The organism is Bacillus cereus group sp. MYBK14-1 (assembly GCF_051916885.1).
Taxonomy (GTDB): Bacteria; Bacillota; Bacilli; order Bacillales; family Bacillaceae_G; genus Bacillus_A; species Bacillus_A cereus.
In genome coordinates this window covers 1-16,666 of record NZ_JBQAHM010000032.1, presented here as the reverse complement: position 1 = coordinate 16,666, position 16,666 = coordinate 1, and the positions used below count along the sequence as shown (strand labels likewise).

Here is a 16,666-nt window from a genome sequence, read left to right as displayed (position 1 = left end):
GCAGATGACAGATGGAGAGCCGGATACATGGAGACGTGTAAGTCCGGTTCGGAGAGGAGCATTTGGAAACCTATCACAGAAACGTGGAAAGGCGCTGGATGCTTACTCTACTTGTACGTTGACGCAGTTTTAAAATATTATCAGCCGGGTTCTGTCGTTTCTGGTGGAGGAGGAAATCCAGGAAGTGGCGGAAGTAGCGGTTCAAAAGTTGCCGATGTAGGTCGCCAATGGATAGGGCGTTCTACCTATGTATTTGGTGGAGGACGTAACACAAATGACATCGCAAGAGGGATTTTTGATTGTTCAAGTTTTGTACGCTGGGCATTCGAACAAGTAGGAATGTATACTAGTCCGATTGGCGCTGTAAGTACGGAAACATTAAATAAAATTGGTACAAAAGTATCAGCAAATGATATGAAACCAGGTGATGTTATTTTCTTTGATACCTACAAACATGACGGACATGTTGGCATTGTAATTGATAAAAATACTTTCATTGGATGCCAAACGAATAAAGGTGTTTCTATTGAAGATTTAAATAATCCGTATTGGAAAAAAGTCTTTTCTGGTCATGTAAGAAGGTTCTAAAAACCGAAAGAATAGGAGACTAAAAGAATGAAAGATAAACGAAAATCTTTGTTTATTGTGTTTGTCATTTTAGTTGTAGGTGTAACAGCTTTTAATATCTATTTGAGCAAAAAATCAATGAGTGATGGCAAAGAAAAACAGTTAAAACTTTCAAATGAATTACTAACAAAGCAAAATGAAGACTTAAAAAAACGATTGGATAAGGTGCTTCCTTCCGCACAAGAACAACAGAGAAGGGCGTATTTATCGACAGCCGAAACGTTTATACAATTATCATTTCACAGAGAAAAAGAAGGGTACAGCGAGCGAAAAGAAAAAGCAAAATCCATTATGAGTGAAGAACTTTTACAACAATTTTATCCAACTGATAAATACGAACTAGGAGATACGTATAAGACAAAACCAATAGAAATGAAGTTTTATTTACAAGAAAATGAACCGGATAAAGAGGAAGTAAATGTGTTAGCTGAATTTATAAATGTCACGACAGATTCAACGCAAAACCGAGAAGAAAAAGTAAACAATGTGTTACGAATCATTATGAAAAAAGATAATGAAACATGGCGAGTTACAAGTGTGGAAGAGTTAAATATGAAAGTTTTATAACGAAAAAGGTGGGGTGAGAGTGTGATAGGTGCAATTGGTAAGAAGAGTGAAAGAATCAATCTAAGAAAGAATAAGTCGTGGATCTACTTAACAATTATCAGCTTTCTATTTTTAGGTTTTTTCGCTTTCTTAACATCTAAAATTTACATGCCAAACGATGAAAAACTATTCCATACAGAGACAAATAAAGTAATTAAGTTGTCGGGTATGGGGAAATTGATTGTAGAGAAAAGGGAATACAATCCACACAAAAACTTTATACAAATTTACTTTCGATTAGAAGGTTATGAGGAAACAGGATATACATTTAAAGCACAGCAAAAAGCAAATCCAGGTGTCCAATTACCTGTCAAAGTATTGTATGAGGAGAACGGAAAATACGTAGTAGAAGTAAAAGACTTATCTCCGAATTGGGGAGCGTTAGCTTTCGATATTTACAATAAAAATAGTGAAAAAGAACAAATGGATATTCGTAAATTTACACAAGATGTGAACGAATATGAAGAAGAAAATGCATCAACAAAGAGTCCAAATAAATTAGTTCAGACGATTTTTACCGATCAAAGAAAAACAAAAGCAAATGACGAATTGATAGCTGAAGATAAAAAAACATATGAGCTAGATTTTATAGAAAGAGACAAAAAGGATATCGAAACAAAGATAAAAAATTATGGGAAAGCAATCAAACTGGAAGAAGAAAGTGCAAAGACAGTTTATGAAAAAGTAAAGGAATTACAAGATGAAATGAAGTACCAAACGGAAGCAGAAAAAACGGAAACACAATCAAAGATAGCATCCTTAGAATCTAAAATAAAATCATCAGAAAAGAACGTGGAATTGTTTAAAGGAGAACAAAAAATTGCACGAGATAAAATCAAAAAATTAGAAGAGAAGGCACAAGAAATTAATAAAAAGTGAAAAAAGTCATGTCGTGAGTGAGTCTACATCAAGGGATTTTGTATCGTGAGTGAGTCCACATCACGAAAAAATGAGTCGTGAGTGAGTCTACATTAGAGGATTTTGGGTCGTGAGTGAGTCTACACCTAAAAGCTTTTCTTGCCCCCACCGTTTCGCTAGGCTCCGCCTAGCCCCACACCCTCGGTGGGGGCAGAAACCCCTTATGCTCTTCTCACTATTTTTTGATCTCTACCCAAAATAGCAGAAAGGAGCTGAAATTATGAATCTAAAAATAAGAGATATAGATCCAGTTGCCTTAAAGAAAATAGATGAAATTGCAAAGAGAAAGGGAATATCCCGGCAAAAATTTTTGAAAGCTCAAATTGAAATGCTGGCATTTTTTCAGCAACAAAATAAAAGGGAAATGGAATTAGAAAATCTCATTGAAAAGAACATCCATATGATGAGTGATTGTTATAGCGCAATGGAAAAAATGAATGAGTTTATTCAAATGATGATGCAGGATGTTGAAGATGAGTAATGCTGTTCCTGTTCAGTCTTCCGTCACACCAGGTGTTGTTTTGAAAACGAAATTTGTGTTGCCAAATTCGGATGAATTTCAAAACTATATTGACTATGTAGATCGGGAGGAAGCGAAAAGTGAAGTGAAGTTGAATCCGAAAATGTTCGAAACGTATCAAGACTATATGGGTAATTCAGAAAAGACATCGGCACTATTTACGGAACACGCAAATCGTTTAACAGAAAGTGAGAAAAAGTCCTTAAAGGAAATGTTTAAAACCGCTCATGAGAATGGAAGTATCATGTGGCAAGATGTCATTTCTTTTCATAATCCCTGGCTAGAGAAACAAGGAATTTATGATGAGAAAACAAAAACGTTGGATGAGAAAAAGTTAATGGATGTAACAAGGCTTATGATGAAGGAAATGCAAAAAAGAGAAGGGTTGGAAAAAAGCTCTATTTGGTCGGCAGCCATTCATTTTAATACGGATAATATTCATATTCATGTGGCAACTGTTGAACCATTTCCAACGAGAGAACGTGGTAAAAGAAAACCAAAAACATTAGATGCGATGAAGGGTAAAGTCGTAAACAATTTGTTAGATCGTAAGCAGGAACAAAAACAAATTAATGATCTGATTCGAAACAATATGGTGAGAAGGAAAAAAGAAGATTCCGTTTTTGATTGGCGTAATCAACATTTGAAACCATTGTTTTTACAAATCTATAAACAGTTACCAAGTGATAAAAGACAGTGGCAATATAGCTACAATACGATTCAACCATTAAAGCCGCAAATTGATGAATTAAGCAGTCGGTATATTCAACATCATCATAAAAAAGATTACGATCAGTTTCTCCAAAAGTTAGATAAAGAAGTGCAAGTTTTTAAAGAAGCATATGGGGAAGGAAAGTATGATAAGAAGCAATATGAAAATTATAAAACGAATAAAATCAGTGACCTGTATAAACGAATGGGGAACGCCTTTTTACAAGAAATGAAGGCATATGATAAAGAACAAAAAAGAATCCATCACATGAAAAAATCAAAGTCATTTCGAAAATTTCAGCAGAATGTATCTATTCAGTATTCTATGAGAAAAGTGGAAGGCGCTTTTAAAAGTGAATACGAAAGCTGGAAGAACCAAAAGTATTATGAGCGTATGCAAAAAGAAACCGCATATCAAAATGAGAGGGGTTATTAAATGAAAGACTTTCGCATGCAAATTACATTGGATGAAGAAACAGATACGTATATTAAAGACTACATGGAAGAACACAATATAAGATATAACGGTGAAGCAATTGTTAGGATTTGTAGAGAACATCAAGCATCAAAAAATACAGAATGGTCATTGAATTATATTTCCGAAATTGTATCAAAGAATTTACACGATGTGTTGAAAAGTGAACTAACAAAAATTCGTCTTGGTGCAAATAGTGCGGATAGAAATACGCAAATTTTAATTGAGTTATTAAATGGTTATTTCTTTTTAGAGGGCGTAGATAGCCTTATTACGACTGATAAACAAGAGATGGGAAGTGTAAAGATAGCAAAAGAAGTCGTAGCGGAACGGATTAGTAACGCAAGACAAAAACGTTTAGATCATGAGGCATCAAAGAACAATGTAACGTAAGCTACATTGTTTCTTTTTATAAAAAAACAGGAGGTTATTAGGATGTTATTATTTCGTGAAGATATCGCATTAGGGGTCATTAAAGAGGTTGGAGAAGGTGAACTTGTTTTACTTGTAAAAGAGGAAAAACTAACAATCAAAATTACACGAGAACAAGAGGAAGAACTTGCAGTCCATGTCATGAATCAAGAAAATATGTTAGTTCCGGTCAATGTGAAAACTCATGAGCTTTTCTTTGATACAGCTGAGAGATGGAATGAGGAAGAAATGGAGGAATTGCAAAAAGCGAGTGAAAGAGTAGGAGAAGATCATGAGTAAAAGTTATAAGAAAAAGTATCAAACGAAATCACCAGAAGAAAAGAAAGAAGCGGTGCAAGCTTTAACAAAAAAGATGGAAAAAAGTGTAGAAGGTTATTTTCGTACACCGGGAGATTTGAAAGAGTACTTAACATTTATGGCAAAGTTTTATCACTATTCACCATCTAATATTTCATTAATACAAAGTCAATTCCAGGGAGCCAGTGCAGTTGGTTCCTTTTCTTTTTGGAAAGAAAAAGGATTTCCGGTTAAGAAGGGTGAGAAAGGAATAAAAATCCTTGTTCCAAACCAAACGGTAGCAAAATTTAAAGACAATGAAGGCAATTGGAAAACAGTAACTAAAGCAAGTGAGGAAGAGAAAAAACAAATCGAATCTAAAAGCGTAGAAGTGATACCTGGTCGCTTATATTTTGCTGTCGGTCATGTGTTTGACGTGTCTCAAACAAACGCAAAAGCGGAAGATCTACCTCGTATTTTTCCGAATCGTTGGCTAGAAGGGAGCGTTACAGATTACCAGAGTTTGTATAAAGGAATGGAAGCCATTGCGGAAAAAAACGATGTGAAAATTATTGCGCCAAAATCAGAACTGGGTGTCGCAAAAGGTGTGAGCTATCCCCTAACAAAAGAGGTTGCCTTGAATCCTAGAAACAGTGAATTACAAAATGTAAAAACACTTCTTCACGAATTGGCGCATGCCAAACTTCATACCGCAGAGACACGTATGAATTACACAGCACCAGAAAAAGAGTTCCAAGCAGAAATGACAGCTTATGCAGTTTCTTCTTATTTTGGGATTGATACAAGCGAATATTCATTAGGATATTTAGCGAGCTGGACACAAGGAAAAGAAATGAAAGATAAAACCAAGTTGTTGAAAGAAGTACATGAAACTTCGATTGAATTTATTGAGACAATTGAAAACACATTAGAAAAGGAAAAAGAACAAATAAATGAAAAAGAGGTGGAAAGTATGGCAAATCAAAATGAAAAACAGGACGAAAAAAATATTTTATTGGTCGAATTTATGAGTTTAAGTAACACGACACAAGAGCTTGTTTCTGTTGCAGAGTTAAGAGAACAAGCGGATAGAAACCGAGCGTTTGAGCCCGTAGAAGGCACAGAAAAATTGAGTGATAAAGAATTTATTGATGCATTTAACGAAGCGAATCAAGAAAAGTATGCAGCACTAAATCAAAATGAAATAAATCGTCCAACTATGTTAGTTCAGTGGAGCGAAAACGAAAATTTTAAAGGTAGTCAGTTGATTCCATTTGGAGAGGCCAATGAAAAAATGGCTGAAGTCATTAAAAATATTGAAAAAGCAAAAGAGGAAGCAAGAGAAAGGGGTGAATACGTACCATATGATAAAACTCGTTATCATATTGCCATTCCAAAAGAAGTAGATAAAGATTTTGGGAGAATGGAGCTTGTGAGTATGGATCGTTTGGATATGGGGGATGGGGACTACAAGACACCGTATGAACAAGTATTAAACGAGAAAAGGCATTTATCGGATGAAGTAAAACAAGCGTTACGAGATGAAGTGATGAATTATAGAAATAACAAAGAAATACCGATGGAAAAAGCACAAGAAAATCCATTAGAAAAACCGAAAGAGACACCCAATCACTTAGTTACAATTGAAGTATTAGCAAATGGTATGCAAGATGAAGAACTGGCAAGAATCCATATGATGGATGCCGTTACGAAAGATATAAATTATTTGTCTGTATGGAATCAAGATAAAACAAATCGGGACGATTTATATGTTTCACTCATGGAAAAGAACGGGAAACGAGAAAACGTCTATTTAGATAACATTTTGAAACCAGATTTATATGAAAAGGTTCAAAGTTCTATCTTTGATGGAAGAGGAAATTTGTCATTTGTTGTTTATGAAAAAGATGTAAATATGAATCTAGATGAAATCGTAAAAGATGAACGATATGGACTTTTAGTTGATAAAGCGGAGGCACAAAAAGATTACCCTTTTAATGAAAAAGAAGTGGAATTATATAAAGAAATGAAGACAGATGGATATGCACCTATTGCTTCTCTAGATCAACAAATTCAGCCTTTAAAAGAAAAGGAGCCAACTACATTAGATAAAGATTTAAGCCGAAAATTCGAAGCATACAGACGTTCACAATATGAAGAGACACCAGATAATATTGATAGCATTGTCACTCGTGTAAAAGCTGAAGAACGGTATTATACAACGAAATATGTTTCGATTGATAATGAGCTGGTAAGCCAGGAACACGTAGTGAAATTAGAAAACCAGGTGGATGAGAAGCTTGAAAAAGAAGGAATAACGGTGAATCAGCCTACAACTTCAAAGGAAATGGATTTTGATAAAAATTTTCAGCCATTGAATGGAAAACAAACGAACGATAAAGAAAAAGACAAGGAAATAGATCCTGGTAATGTAGATCAGTCAAAAACTACAAAGAAATCAGGTAGAAAAAGAGAAACAATGGAAATGGAACGATGAAAAATTTTATAACAGGAACACCAGATTAAATCATTTTTTGTTACTCAATTGAGATAACGGAGAGTGATTTTTTTATATCTAAAAATGAAAGAGGGCAAAAGAAAAAGCCCTCTTTCTTATTTATAGAACGGAAAGGAGAGAATGCCATGAATGTATGGTTGTTTGCGGGCTGTATGTTCCTTGTAGCTGTCTTTTTGAACATGTTTCTATTGTTTGGTCACAGAATGATGAAAAAGCGGAGGAATAAGAAATGGAAGCGTGAAACTGAAATTGCAGATTAATAGGAGGTAGTACTTATGGGGAAAACATTATTTATTGCTGAAAAACAGAAGGTAGCTGTTGAATTATTAAAATCACCTAGATTTAGAAACTCTCAAAAGTATTCGGGAAGTATGCCGTATTATGGCTACTATGAAAATGAAAATTACATTATTAGTTGGTGCCGGGGGCATTTATTAGAGTTAAAACATCCGGAAGAGATGGATTCCAAGTATAAGGTATTTAAATTGGAACATTTACCCTTAATTTATCAGCCAGTTTATAAAGTAAAACAAGAGTATGCTGAGCAACTACAAACACTTGTTAAACTGTTGCAGCGTCATGATGTTGACCACGTGGTAAACATATGTGACGCGGATCGAGAGGGAGAATTAATCTATAGGGAAGTATACGAGTACGCTGGGGTAAATAAAAAGCAATCTCGTGTATACAAGTCATCTTATGAGGCAGCAGAATTAGAAGGAGCATTGAATCGATTAGAACCATTAACGGATTATGACGGGCTTGCAAAGTCGGCTAAAGCAAGGCAATACCTGGATTATATTCTAGGGATTAATGTTACAAGAGGATGTACATCCAAACTAGCAAAAAATCAATTTTTATTGGCTTCTGGTCGTGTTCAAATGTGTATCTTGAATGAAATCCGTCAGAGGGAAATCGCTATCCAAAATTATAAAGAACAAACCTATTACAATTTGAAGCTATTAACGGAAAACGGTTTATTACCAGTAATGAAAACAGAAGATCAACTGATAGATCCATCGCCACTACAAAAGCTTGGAGATAGCTTGAAAGAAACGAATATAATCGTAACGGAATTTAAAGAGAGTACGAGAAAAAAGAAACCAAAATTATTATATAACTTAACGGATATCTACAAAGATGCTCACGCCAAACTGAAGATAAATGCGGAAACAGCAAAAAAACACATTCAGAGTTTGTATGAAGAAGGCTTTATTACTTATCCTCGTTCTTCATCCAGGCATTTACCTACTGAGCAAGTGGAACGAGTGAAAGAAGTAATGGCAGCATTAGAAAAAAGCACCTATGCAAATCTCGTACAACAAGTATCTCCATCTTCTATTACGAAAAAACATTCTACTTTTAATGATGAATTAGTCAGTAGTCACTTTGCCATCATCCCAACAACAAAATTATATGTCGGGACCAACCGAGAACCATTAGAAAAACAGTTATATGACTTAATTGTAAAACGATTTATCGGGAATTTTATGAAACCAGCAATCTACCTGGTAAGAGAAGTATATTTTATAGATCAAGAGGGCAACACATACAGTACAAAAGAAAAGATCCTACAAGAGAAAGGGTTTCTAAGTGTATTTCAAGAGGATATAGAAGAGGGATCAGTTGAAGCATTTCAGATACCTATTTTACGAGAAGGAGATTCTTTCAGAATCGTTCAGTATGACTTGATTGAGTCTCGAACAAAGAAACCAGCCTTTCATACGGAAAGTTCTATTTTAACCTTTATGGAGACGGCAGGGCGTAAATTAGATGATGAACATTTGAAAGAACTTATGAAAGGAAAACGGATTGGGACAGTCGCAACGGAAGAAACGTTTATCCCAAAACTGTTAGAGCGAAGCTATATTGATGTTACTAACAGTCAGATTCGAACTACTAATATTGGTCGTGCGTTTATAGATGCTTTTCCGGTAGATGAAATCAAAAATCCAGCTTATACGGCTGAAATGGAAGGGATGATCTACATGATCGAAAAGAATGAAATGAAATATGAGGAATTTGTGGAGAAAACGAATACGTTTGTAAAAGACACAGTGGAACAATTAGGCGCAATGGATGATAAGGTGTCGGATAGCATTATTAATACTTGGAATCAGCAAATTGAAGTGTGCAAATGCCCTTGTAGAAAAGGAAAAATCCTTCATAAAGGAAACTTTTACGGGTGCAGTAATTATCCGGAATGTGAAATCTCCTTACCAAAAAAAATTAAAGAAAAAGCGATTCCGGAAGCGCAAGCGAAAAAGCTTTTTGAGGATAAGAAAACAGATCTTTTAAAAGGATTTAAGTCCAATGAGAAGGAGTTTTCCGCTTATTTAGTGTTACATGAAGGGAAAGTTAAATTTCAGTTTCCAACACAAGAGGAGCTGTCATTTGGTAAATGTCCAAAATGTAAAAAAGGGGATATGCTTCATCGTAAAACATTTTATGGATGCACGGAGCATAAAAATGGATGTGATTTTATGTTACCAGCCAAGATAAAAGGGAAAGCAATCCCTGGTAATCAGGTGAAAAAGTTAATTCAGTATAAAACAACGGATTTTATCAACGGCTTTCAAGGGGAAAAGGGAGAATTTACAGCAGCTATCTATATGGAAGCGGATGGAAGTTTGAAATTCCGTTTTCCAACGACTGAAGATCGTACCATTGGTAAATGTCCATTGTGTAAGAGTAGGGTTCTTGTAGGGAAAAGTAACTATTTATGTGAGAAATACAAAAAAGGCTGTGACTTCATTATTTTTGATACATTCTCTGGTAAAAATTTAAGTAGTAACCATGTGAAAAAGTTATTAGAAAAGAATGTAACGGATCAGATCAAAGGGTTTATCTCAAACAAAAACGGGAAGAAATTTGACGCTCGTTTATCATACAGCGTACAGGAGAAGCGATTAAAATTCTTATTCGGCAAATAAAAATGAAATGTAACAACTATAAGTAGCAAAAGAGGACTAGGAAACGGAATAGTCCTCTTTTTTATTTCATTTTATAGAGTAAAGGGGGGGATTCCGTAATGGCATATGTCAGTGCGGAGGATACGATGAAAGCAAGAGACGTTGACTTGATTTCATATCTGGAAGCAAAAGGAGAAACGTTTAAGAAAGAAGGAAACTATTATCGTCATACGGAACATGACAGTCTCATCATTAAAGGAAATCAGTACGCCTGGAATAGTCGAGGGGAAAAAGGATATGGAGCGATTAGCTTTGCGATGATGTACTATGATATGACATTCCCACAAGCCGTGATGGACATTCAGAAGGGGGACTACAAAGAGTTTGATCGTTCAAAAGCGGAAGAGGAGCGCAAAAAAGAGCAGCAGCCATTTAGTTATCCCAAACACCTGGAAGTAAATAAGCAAACAGAGATAAAAGAATATCTAATTCATGAACGGAAAATAGATCCTCGCTTGGTGAATTGGCTGATTAAAAAGGATCTCATCGCCCAGGATAAGAAAAATAACGTGGTGTTCAAATGGAGAGAAGAAGGAGGCAAAGGGCAAATCATTGGAATGAACCGTCAAGGTACGGTCAAAATGGAGAATAAAAGAGGAAGCTTTAAGCAAATTGTCCCGAATTATGAAAAAATCAATGCCGGTTTTACGGTTGATGTAGGTAAACCAGATAAGATTTATTTTTATGAAGATCCTATCGACATGTTATCTCATTGGAGTATTAAACAAAATGATATCCAAAACGCTCGTCTGGTTTCTATGCATGGATTGAAGTCAAAAACAGTGATTCAATCTTTAATGGATGCGAAAAAAGAAGGGCACGATATTAAAGAGGTCATCATGGCAGTTGATAATGATAAGGCTGGGAAAGACTTCATTCAGACAATGAAATGCTTTGTCGATCTTAAAGAGGATATTCCAACGAATGAAAAAGATTGGAACGATGTCCGGAAAAAACAAGTGAATGAGCAACAGGCAAAAGAAACAGCCCAACCAAAGAAAATGAAACCAATTAAAGAGGTGGAGCGAAGTGTCTAATCTACCAGAAATGCCAAACATATTACAAATTTTGATGTATGGTTTTATCCTTTATGTTCTTTTTCGTATTTGTAAATTCATGTACCGGAAGATCCAGGAGCGAAGAATATTAAAACGAATGGCTAAGTCTGGTATTCGTTATATAGACAAAATGGACGGACATCAATTCGAAGTATACCTAAAAGCTCTCCTTCGAGAGTTGGGTTATTCTCCAACAGTCACAAAGCAGTCAAATGATTTCGGAGCGGATCTGGTATTGAAGGGGAAAAATCGTATTGTAATCCAGGCGAAACGCTACGGGATGAAAAATAGAGTCGGCATTAGTGCTGTACAAGAGATATATGCAGCCCAAGCCTATTACAAAGCAAATGAAGGCTGGGTTGTAACGAACAGTGTGTATACAAGGCAAGCGAAAGAATTAGCGGAAGCTTGCAATGTAAAACTAATAGATCGTGTAGAACTTCAGAAATTGATTAATAAAATCAATCCCGAATATTCGGCTGAAGATGTATATCAGGGGGTAAAACCTGCAGAACGGAAATGTCCAACATGTAAACATGATTTAGTCGTTCGTAATTCAAATAAAACAGGAAATAAGTTTTTTGGCTGTTCTCAATATCCTACATGTACACATACAGAACCAATCAATACATGAGCTATGATGAAAATCCGGCTCTTTTTCTTTTTATTTAGGCTCTGTTAAAAATACTGCAAATGAATAATTCGCTATTATTTGCGCACTCTAATCCATATTATGCAGTAAGTTTGGAGTCAATTTTATGTTTAAACGGAAACTGTTAATGGCATTTTGTGGAGTTATAATGGTGGTTTTATTTACATCTCCAATAGAAGGAAAGGCTGAAAATATATCTAATAAAGATTTTTATGATTCTTATAATACTTTATTAGCTCCATACGCAAGTAAAACTATCCGAAGTAAACTTGGGCCAGATCACCAGTATAGTTTAACGGATGCAAAAATTATAAAAATTGAGCGTTCTCAAAAATATACCTTTACCTTTATTGTAGTAGCTAAATATAGAACGTATACCAACGCTCACAATCCACCTAATCATGTTGTAACAATAACTTATAATGTTAGTCCAAGTGGAGTAAAAGTTATTGATTTCAAACAAAAAAGAAAGTAAATGAATTTTCCGCTGAAGATGTGTATCAAGGGGTAAAACCTGCAGAACGGAAATGTCAAACATGTAAACATGATTAAGTCGTTCGTAATTCAAATAAAACAGGAAATAAGTTTTTTGGTTGTTCTCAATATCCTACATGTACACATACAGAACCAATTAATACATGAGCTGTGATGAAAATCCGGCTCTTTTTTCATTTGTTTAAAGAATGCATGAAAAAAATCAGTTCAACTAAAAAATGAACCTTCAGATTTGCTTGTATGAGGTTTTTGCATCATCATTAATATAATAAGTCTTGTTTGTTATAAAACCGCATGTAAAGGGAGAGAGGTAATTTATATGCGTTTTTAGGTTTTTTAGGAAAAATAAAAAGGGTAGCCATTATTTACGACTTAACCCTTTGTCTACGATCTCACGAATTGCTTCGTTTCGGTTCTTCAGCTTATTTTCATGCCAATAATTTTCTATTTGTTCTACTTGTTCTTTTGTAAAAGTAACTAAAATTTGAGTGTACTTGTCTTTATTAACAGCCATATTACAACCTCCTCTATAAAAATAATTATAAGTTATATAACTTTGTTGAGGAGGTTATTATATGGAACGGAAAGTTAAAAAGAAGATGGCTGATCTTCAATTTATTATGAATCATGGTCAAATAAGTGTAGATTTTATGGATCAAGGATATAAAAGAATGCTTTTTAGTGCATTAGAAGCTACAGGAAAACAGTTTAATGTGCATACCAATGAGCATAATGAAACAATCTTGTTCTTAGAGTTAGTTTAGTAAATTTACGCAATGAGGAGCTGTTAATAATGGAACAGTTAACCATTTTTGACGTAATGGATGAAACTAAAAATAAGCTTTATGAGGTATTAGAGAAAAATGAATTAAATTATAAAATTCATAAATACTATTTATATTCGAATTATGAAGGGGCTGTTCAGTATTACTATATAAGAACAACTGGAACTTATAAGCTATATAAATAACAAATTTAAATATTGGAGGAATGAGACATGAAAATTGGTGTATCTGAGTGGAAAGCATTGAAAAGAGAGACAAAATTAAAGCTATTGCATTATGCGATGTTAGAAAGTAAGCATAAGTATGCAAAATAAAAGCTCTTCATTTGCAAAAGCAAACAAAGAGCAAAGTCATGAGTGACCGTCTGGGAAAGAAATTGGCACATTTCTTTCCCTCTTATTTTAACATATAAAAAGTTGTAGAGAAAAGGGGCATGTAGAATGGAAGAAGGTCGTATTTCCTTTCAGCAAGGGGTTAAAGAATTTCTTATTATGATGGTTTGTTTTTGGTTCATTATGTTTCTCATGTATGGTGAAAGCCTGTTACAATAGAATGGAGTCGAAAGTCTAAATACCCTTAGGCAGCTCTCATAGATTTAAGATCTATGGGGGGTTTTTAATAAGGTAAACATAAAATTTCACGTACCGTAATTTTAAATAAAAATATAATACCTATATAGTAAAAGGTGTTTAGCACCCATGCATCGAATCACTTCTTTGAGGTGATGATTATGACAGTGGAAACATCAATCAGGTATAGAGAAATTACAGGAACTATATTTAGAAATGGACGGTTTCAATATGAAGCAAACCATGTTGTATCATTTGATGATAATTATGAAGCCACCTTTATTCTAGGTGGGAAATTTAACGAGTTATTTACAATTCTTTGCCGATGTAATATGCTTTATCTTGAACCTGAGTATAAGAATACACCTAGAATTATAATTGAACTCACTAGCTGTTATGATGAATTTAATGAGTATTATTTTATGGACTCCTTTAGAGATGTAAATGCTTTTTTAAAGGAGATGCAACCCTTAATTGACGTTGCAAAACATATGGAACAACAAACTAAATATCCTGAATAATAATTTAAACACATGTGAGGGTGAATATACTCTCACATTTTTTGTATTCATTATGTAGTGGAGGAACATAGTTAACGAATACAGAATGTATACATTCCGAATCTATATAAGGTGATAACGTGGGGTATTTAGGGGTACGGAAACGATTCTCGGTATGAGATGCCACTCTAGGATTAATAATCACCTACACTTGCCCTTTAGAAAAAAGAAACAATCTCGCCTAAAATTGACTTTGCAAAATCTTAGCTTGATAGTGATGTGGCGGTACCCCCATTTGGTAGTTGTTTTATAAATTTATTGTTAAGATAAGTAAAAAGGATTAAAGAGGAGAATGGGAAATGGATTTTAAAAATGTAAATGATTTAGAGAACTTTTTTATTGAACAAGATATTTTTGCAATGGAGGCTCTCAAGCTAGAAGGTGATATTACAGAAGTTTTATTGATTGGTGAGAATAGATTTAAAAAAATGCTTCAATTTATTAAACAAAATGAAATAAAAACGGTATTATATCAACTTTTTATTGTAAATGAAGAAGATTATTTTATCTCTAATGATATGATTGAAGATCTGATGGACGAAGATACAATAGAATTTTTAAAAGAAAATGGGTGTATGCAAGACTTATGGTCTGTTATTAGCCAACATAATAAACAAGTTAAAAAACATTTGGGTTTATTAGATTCTTACATAATAGAGGTTATTAATGAAGGGGTTTTATATAGAGTGGGAACGACTAATTTTGGTATTGATACCCCTGAGGTTGTAATAGAAGATTTTCTTAGTAACTATGAATCTGATATGGAAGAATATCAAAATGAACTTCGACACCAAAATTTTGCAGAGAGAATGAATTTACGTAGAGAACAAGAACGAAAAACGAAAGAAGCGCTTGAAAATTTAATTACGGAGAATATAGATCAGCTAAAATCTCTACCTAATAAACCTTCAAGAGTTGAATATATGACAAGGATTGCTGAGGAAAAAGGGATAAGCGTTTTTAAAAAAGATATCACAATGTCATTAGATATTCTTCTTAGTAAAAAATAAATATAATATTACTTCCTGTTACAGAATCCTTTTAGAGGTATCGCCAGCATTTCGGAAAAAACCCACGCTAAGAGCATGCAAGATTTTATACAGTTTTTTGGCTAATCCAGTAACAAACGAGAGCCATAAAACCGCACCAGAATAGGAATGTATAAAAAAATGCATAGATCCCTAGAACAAAAAAGGAGGAACCCTTACTCTCATAGGGGTTCCTCCTTTTCCTTGCTACCGATAATAGGACGTTATGTTAATTAGGGTGTATAAAGTATGCATTCCATCCTTTCGGACCTTATTCAACTAAAAGGCCCGATTATTGTATAAAAAGAAACCATTTTGTTTAATGAAAAATACTGATCTGTGAACCTTAATGTAACATATAATTTACATTAAGGAAATTATATGTTACATTAAGGTTGGAGGATATGCTATGAAAAATAACGTAAAGCTCGCCCGTGTAAAAGCGGAGTTAACACAGCAAGAACTTGCCGATGTCGTAGGTATTACTCGGCAAACAATCAGTTTAATTGAAAAAGGAAAATATAATCCATCATTAAAATTGTGCCTACAAATTTGTTATGCGGTGAATGCCAAATTAGATGAGATTTTTTGGATTAATAGGGAGGAATTCGAATGAAAAAAATCACTGATGAACGACTAATAGTACAAAATTTACAACACATAAAAATAGCTTATATAGTACAAACAATCGGGGTTCTCAGTATTCTTGGCTATGAAGTCTTTAAAGGGGGCATAGAAGGAATGACGAAAAACCCACTATGGATGGTTTTCATGCTTACTTCCATTATCTACAGTTATCTGAACATGAGTGTTAGTGTAGAGCATGAAAGAAAGCTAAAAAATCCAGTAAAATCGTTAATTATTAGTCTCATTATGATCACAATCATTGCACTTATTTTTGCTATTCTTACGTCCATTACCCCAAACTTCAACTGGAGCAACGGTTTATTGATAGGAGGAATTATATTTGTTTGTGGAATTATCCCTGTTTCTTATGTGTACCGTCTTAGGATTAAACAAGAAAAAGATCTGGAGGAAAATAACTAAGCAATACCGATAACGCATTTTATGTAAATAAGCTGTCCATATAGACAGCTTATTTTAATTTTCCGTATAGCGTAGGTTATTTTGCAAAATGCTGGCGGTACGCCTTTATATAGAATTAAAGTGGTTCAAGTCGGAGGAAGGCACCTTTGGGTGTCTTTTCTTTATGCATAAAAAAGCCTTATCTTCCTATAAAAAGATAAGACCTTTATATACTACCTATTATCCGATTCATCAGTTTCGTAACACATTTAGCCTCTCCAAAAAGACCACCAGTGTCCTATTCTCCACCATAATACGCATTGAACTATTATCTCGTATACTTGGATATGATTTTAGTTTATATTCATAAACCTAAACCATAAAAATATAACCAGATTACCATGATTAGAATTCCCATAACAGTAACTAATAGGAGTT

At 34.2% G+C, this 16,666-nt stretch carries 19 protein-coding genes and 2 pseudogenes; 20 read left to right on the top strand and 1 reads right to left on the bottom strand.

Annotated features, from left to right (window positions below; all coding sequences use genetic code 11):
* Positions 1 to 111 precede the first annotated feature (111 nt).
* From ACTFR3_RS29825 to ACTFR3_RS29760, 14 genes and pseudogenes are all read left to right on the top strand, one after another.
* Positions 112 to 588 (top strand): annotated as a pseudogene (locus ACTFR3_RS29825) (C40 family peptidase); the annotation flags it as partial.
* Between the two features lie 27 nt (positions 589 to 615).
* Positions 616 to 1,194 carry a MerR family transcriptional regulator gene (locus tag ACTFR3_RS29820; protein ID WP_098291902.1) on the top strand — a complete coding sequence of 193 codons (579 nt, stop codon included), beginning with the start codon at positions 616 to 618 and terminating at the stop codon, positions 1,192 to 1,194.
* Between the two features lie 21 nt (positions 1,195 to 1,215).
* Complete coding sequence (locus tag ACTFR3_RS29815) at positions 1,216 to 2,112, top strand: hypothetical protein (protein ID WP_440045151.1); 897 nt, start codon at positions 1,216 to 1,218, stop codon at positions 2,110 to 2,112.
* A 259-nt stretch (positions 2,113 to 2,371) separates the two neighbouring features.
* Positions 2,372 to 2,632 (top strand): hypothetical protein, encoded by a 261-nt coding sequence (locus tag ACTFR3_RS29810; RefSeq protein ID WP_440045150.1) that lies wholly within the window; start codon positions 2,372 to 2,374, stop codon positions 2,630 to 2,632.
* Entirely contained in the window at positions 2,625 to 3,818 is a 1,194-nt protein-coding gene (gene mobP2 / locus ACTFR3_RS29805) for a MobP2 family relaxase (protein ID WP_440045149.1), read from the top strand. The genes ACTFR3_RS29810 and mobP2 overlap by 8 nt, the downstream gene beginning before the upstream one ends.
* Entirely contained in the window at positions 3,819 to 4,250 is a 432-nt protein-coding gene (locus tag ACTFR3_RS29800) for a hypothetical protein (RefSeq protein WP_000651369.1), read from the top strand.
* Between the two features lie 42 nt (positions 4,251 to 4,292).
* Positions 4,293 to 4,568, top strand: coding sequence for a hypothetical protein (locus ACTFR3_RS29795; RefSeq protein ID WP_440045148.1), 276 nt, complete (start codon positions 4,293 to 4,295; stop codon positions 4,566 to 4,568).
* On the top strand, positions 4,561 to 7,062 hold the full coding sequence (locus ACTFR3_RS29790; RefSeq protein ID WP_440045147.1) for an LPD25 domain-containing protein: 2,502 nt from the start codon (positions 4,561 to 4,563) through the stop codon (positions 7,060 to 7,062). The genes ACTFR3_RS29795 and ACTFR3_RS29790 overlap by 8 nt, the downstream gene beginning before the upstream one ends.
* Positions 7,063 to 7,208: 146 nt before the next feature.
* A complete protein-coding gene (locus ACTFR3_RS29785) occupies positions 7,209 to 7,343 on the top strand; it encodes a hypothetical protein (RefSeq protein WP_001103675.1) in 135 nt (44 codons plus the stop codon).
* 15 nt (positions 7,344 to 7,358) lie between these two features.
* Positions 7,359 to 10,016: a DNA topoisomerase gene (locus ACTFR3_RS29780; protein ID WP_440045146.1), complete on the top strand. Its 2,658-nt coding sequence runs from the start codon at positions 7,359 to 7,361 to the stop codon at positions 10,014 to 10,016.
* Positions 10,017 to 10,114: 98 nt separating this feature from the next.
* On the top strand, positions 10,115 to 11,092 hold the full coding sequence (locus ACTFR3_RS29775; protein ID WP_440045145.1) for a DUF3991 domain-containing protein: 978 nt from the start codon (positions 10,115 to 10,117) through the stop codon (positions 11,090 to 11,092).
* On the top strand, positions 11,085 to 11,747 hold the full coding sequence (locus ACTFR3_RS29770; RefSeq protein WP_086422691.1) for a restriction endonuclease: 663 nt from the start codon (positions 11,085 to 11,087) through the stop codon (positions 11,745 to 11,747). Before ACTFR3_RS29775 ends, ACTFR3_RS29770 begins: the two co-directional genes overlap by 8 nt.
* A gap of 124 nt (positions 11,748 to 11,871) precedes the next feature.
* Entirely contained in the window at positions 11,872 to 12,240 is a 369-nt protein-coding gene (locus tag ACTFR3_RS29765; RefSeq protein WP_086422692.1) for a DUF3888 domain-containing protein, read from the top strand.
* A pseudogene (locus tag ACTFR3_RS29760) lies at positions 12,234 to 12,407 on the top strand (topoisomerase DNA-binding C4 zinc finger domain-containing protein); the annotation flags it as partial. The gene ACTFR3_RS29765 and the pseudogene ACTFR3_RS29760, both read left to right, overlap by 7 nt.
* A 214-nt stretch (positions 12,408 to 12,621) precedes the next feature.
* Here ACTFR3_RS29760 and ACTFR3_RS29755 read toward each other — a convergent pair.
* Positions 12,622 to 12,774: a hypothetical protein gene (locus tag ACTFR3_RS29755; protein ID WP_176281442.1), complete on the bottom strand. Its 153-nt coding sequence runs from the start codon at positions 12,772 to 12,774 to the stop codon at positions 12,622 to 12,624.
* Between the two features lie 61 nt (positions 12,775 to 12,835).
* Between ACTFR3_RS29755 and ACTFR3_RS29750 the strand changes: the two genes are divergently transcribed.
* The 6 genes from ACTFR3_RS29750 to ACTFR3_RS29725 all read left to right on the top strand — a co-directional run bounded on the left by ACTFR3_RS29750 (position 12,836) and on the right by ACTFR3_RS29725 (position 16,249).
* Positions 12,836 to 13,024 (top strand): hypothetical protein, encoded by a 189-nt coding sequence (locus ACTFR3_RS29750; RefSeq protein ID WP_440045144.1) that lies wholly within the window; start codon positions 12,836 to 12,838, stop codon positions 13,022 to 13,024.
* Positions 13,025 to 13,053: 29 nt separating this feature from the next.
* Positions 13,054 to 13,230: a hypothetical protein gene (locus ACTFR3_RS29745; RefSeq protein WP_440045152.1), complete on the top strand. Its 177-nt coding sequence runs from the start codon at positions 13,054 to 13,056 to the stop codon at positions 13,228 to 13,230.
* 545 nt (positions 13,231 to 13,775) lie between these two features.
* Positions 13,776 to 14,135 carry a hypothetical protein gene (locus tag ACTFR3_RS29740; RefSeq protein WP_440045143.1) on the top strand — a complete coding sequence of 120 codons (360 nt, stop codon included), beginning with the start codon at positions 13,776 to 13,778 and terminating at the stop codon, positions 14,133 to 14,135.
* 338 nt (positions 14,136 to 14,473) lie between these two features.
* The gene (locus ACTFR3_RS29735) at positions 14,474 to 15,184 is read left to right on the top strand and encodes a hypothetical protein (RefSeq protein WP_440045142.1); all 711 of its coding nucleotides are present in this window, start codon (positions 14,474 to 14,476) and stop codon (positions 15,182 to 15,184) included.
* A 427-nt stretch (positions 15,185 to 15,611) separates the two neighbouring features.
* Entirely contained in the window at positions 15,612 to 15,818 is a 207-nt protein-coding gene (locus ACTFR3_RS29730) for a helix-turn-helix transcriptional regulator (protein ID WP_016121334.1), read from the top strand.
* Positions 15,815 to 16,249, top strand: coding sequence for a hypothetical protein (locus ACTFR3_RS29725; RefSeq protein ID WP_440045141.1), 435 nt, complete (start codon positions 15,815 to 15,817; stop codon positions 16,247 to 16,249). The genes ACTFR3_RS29730 and ACTFR3_RS29725 overlap by 4 nt, the downstream gene beginning before the upstream one ends.
* Positions 16,250 to 16,666: the final 417 nt, after the last annotated feature.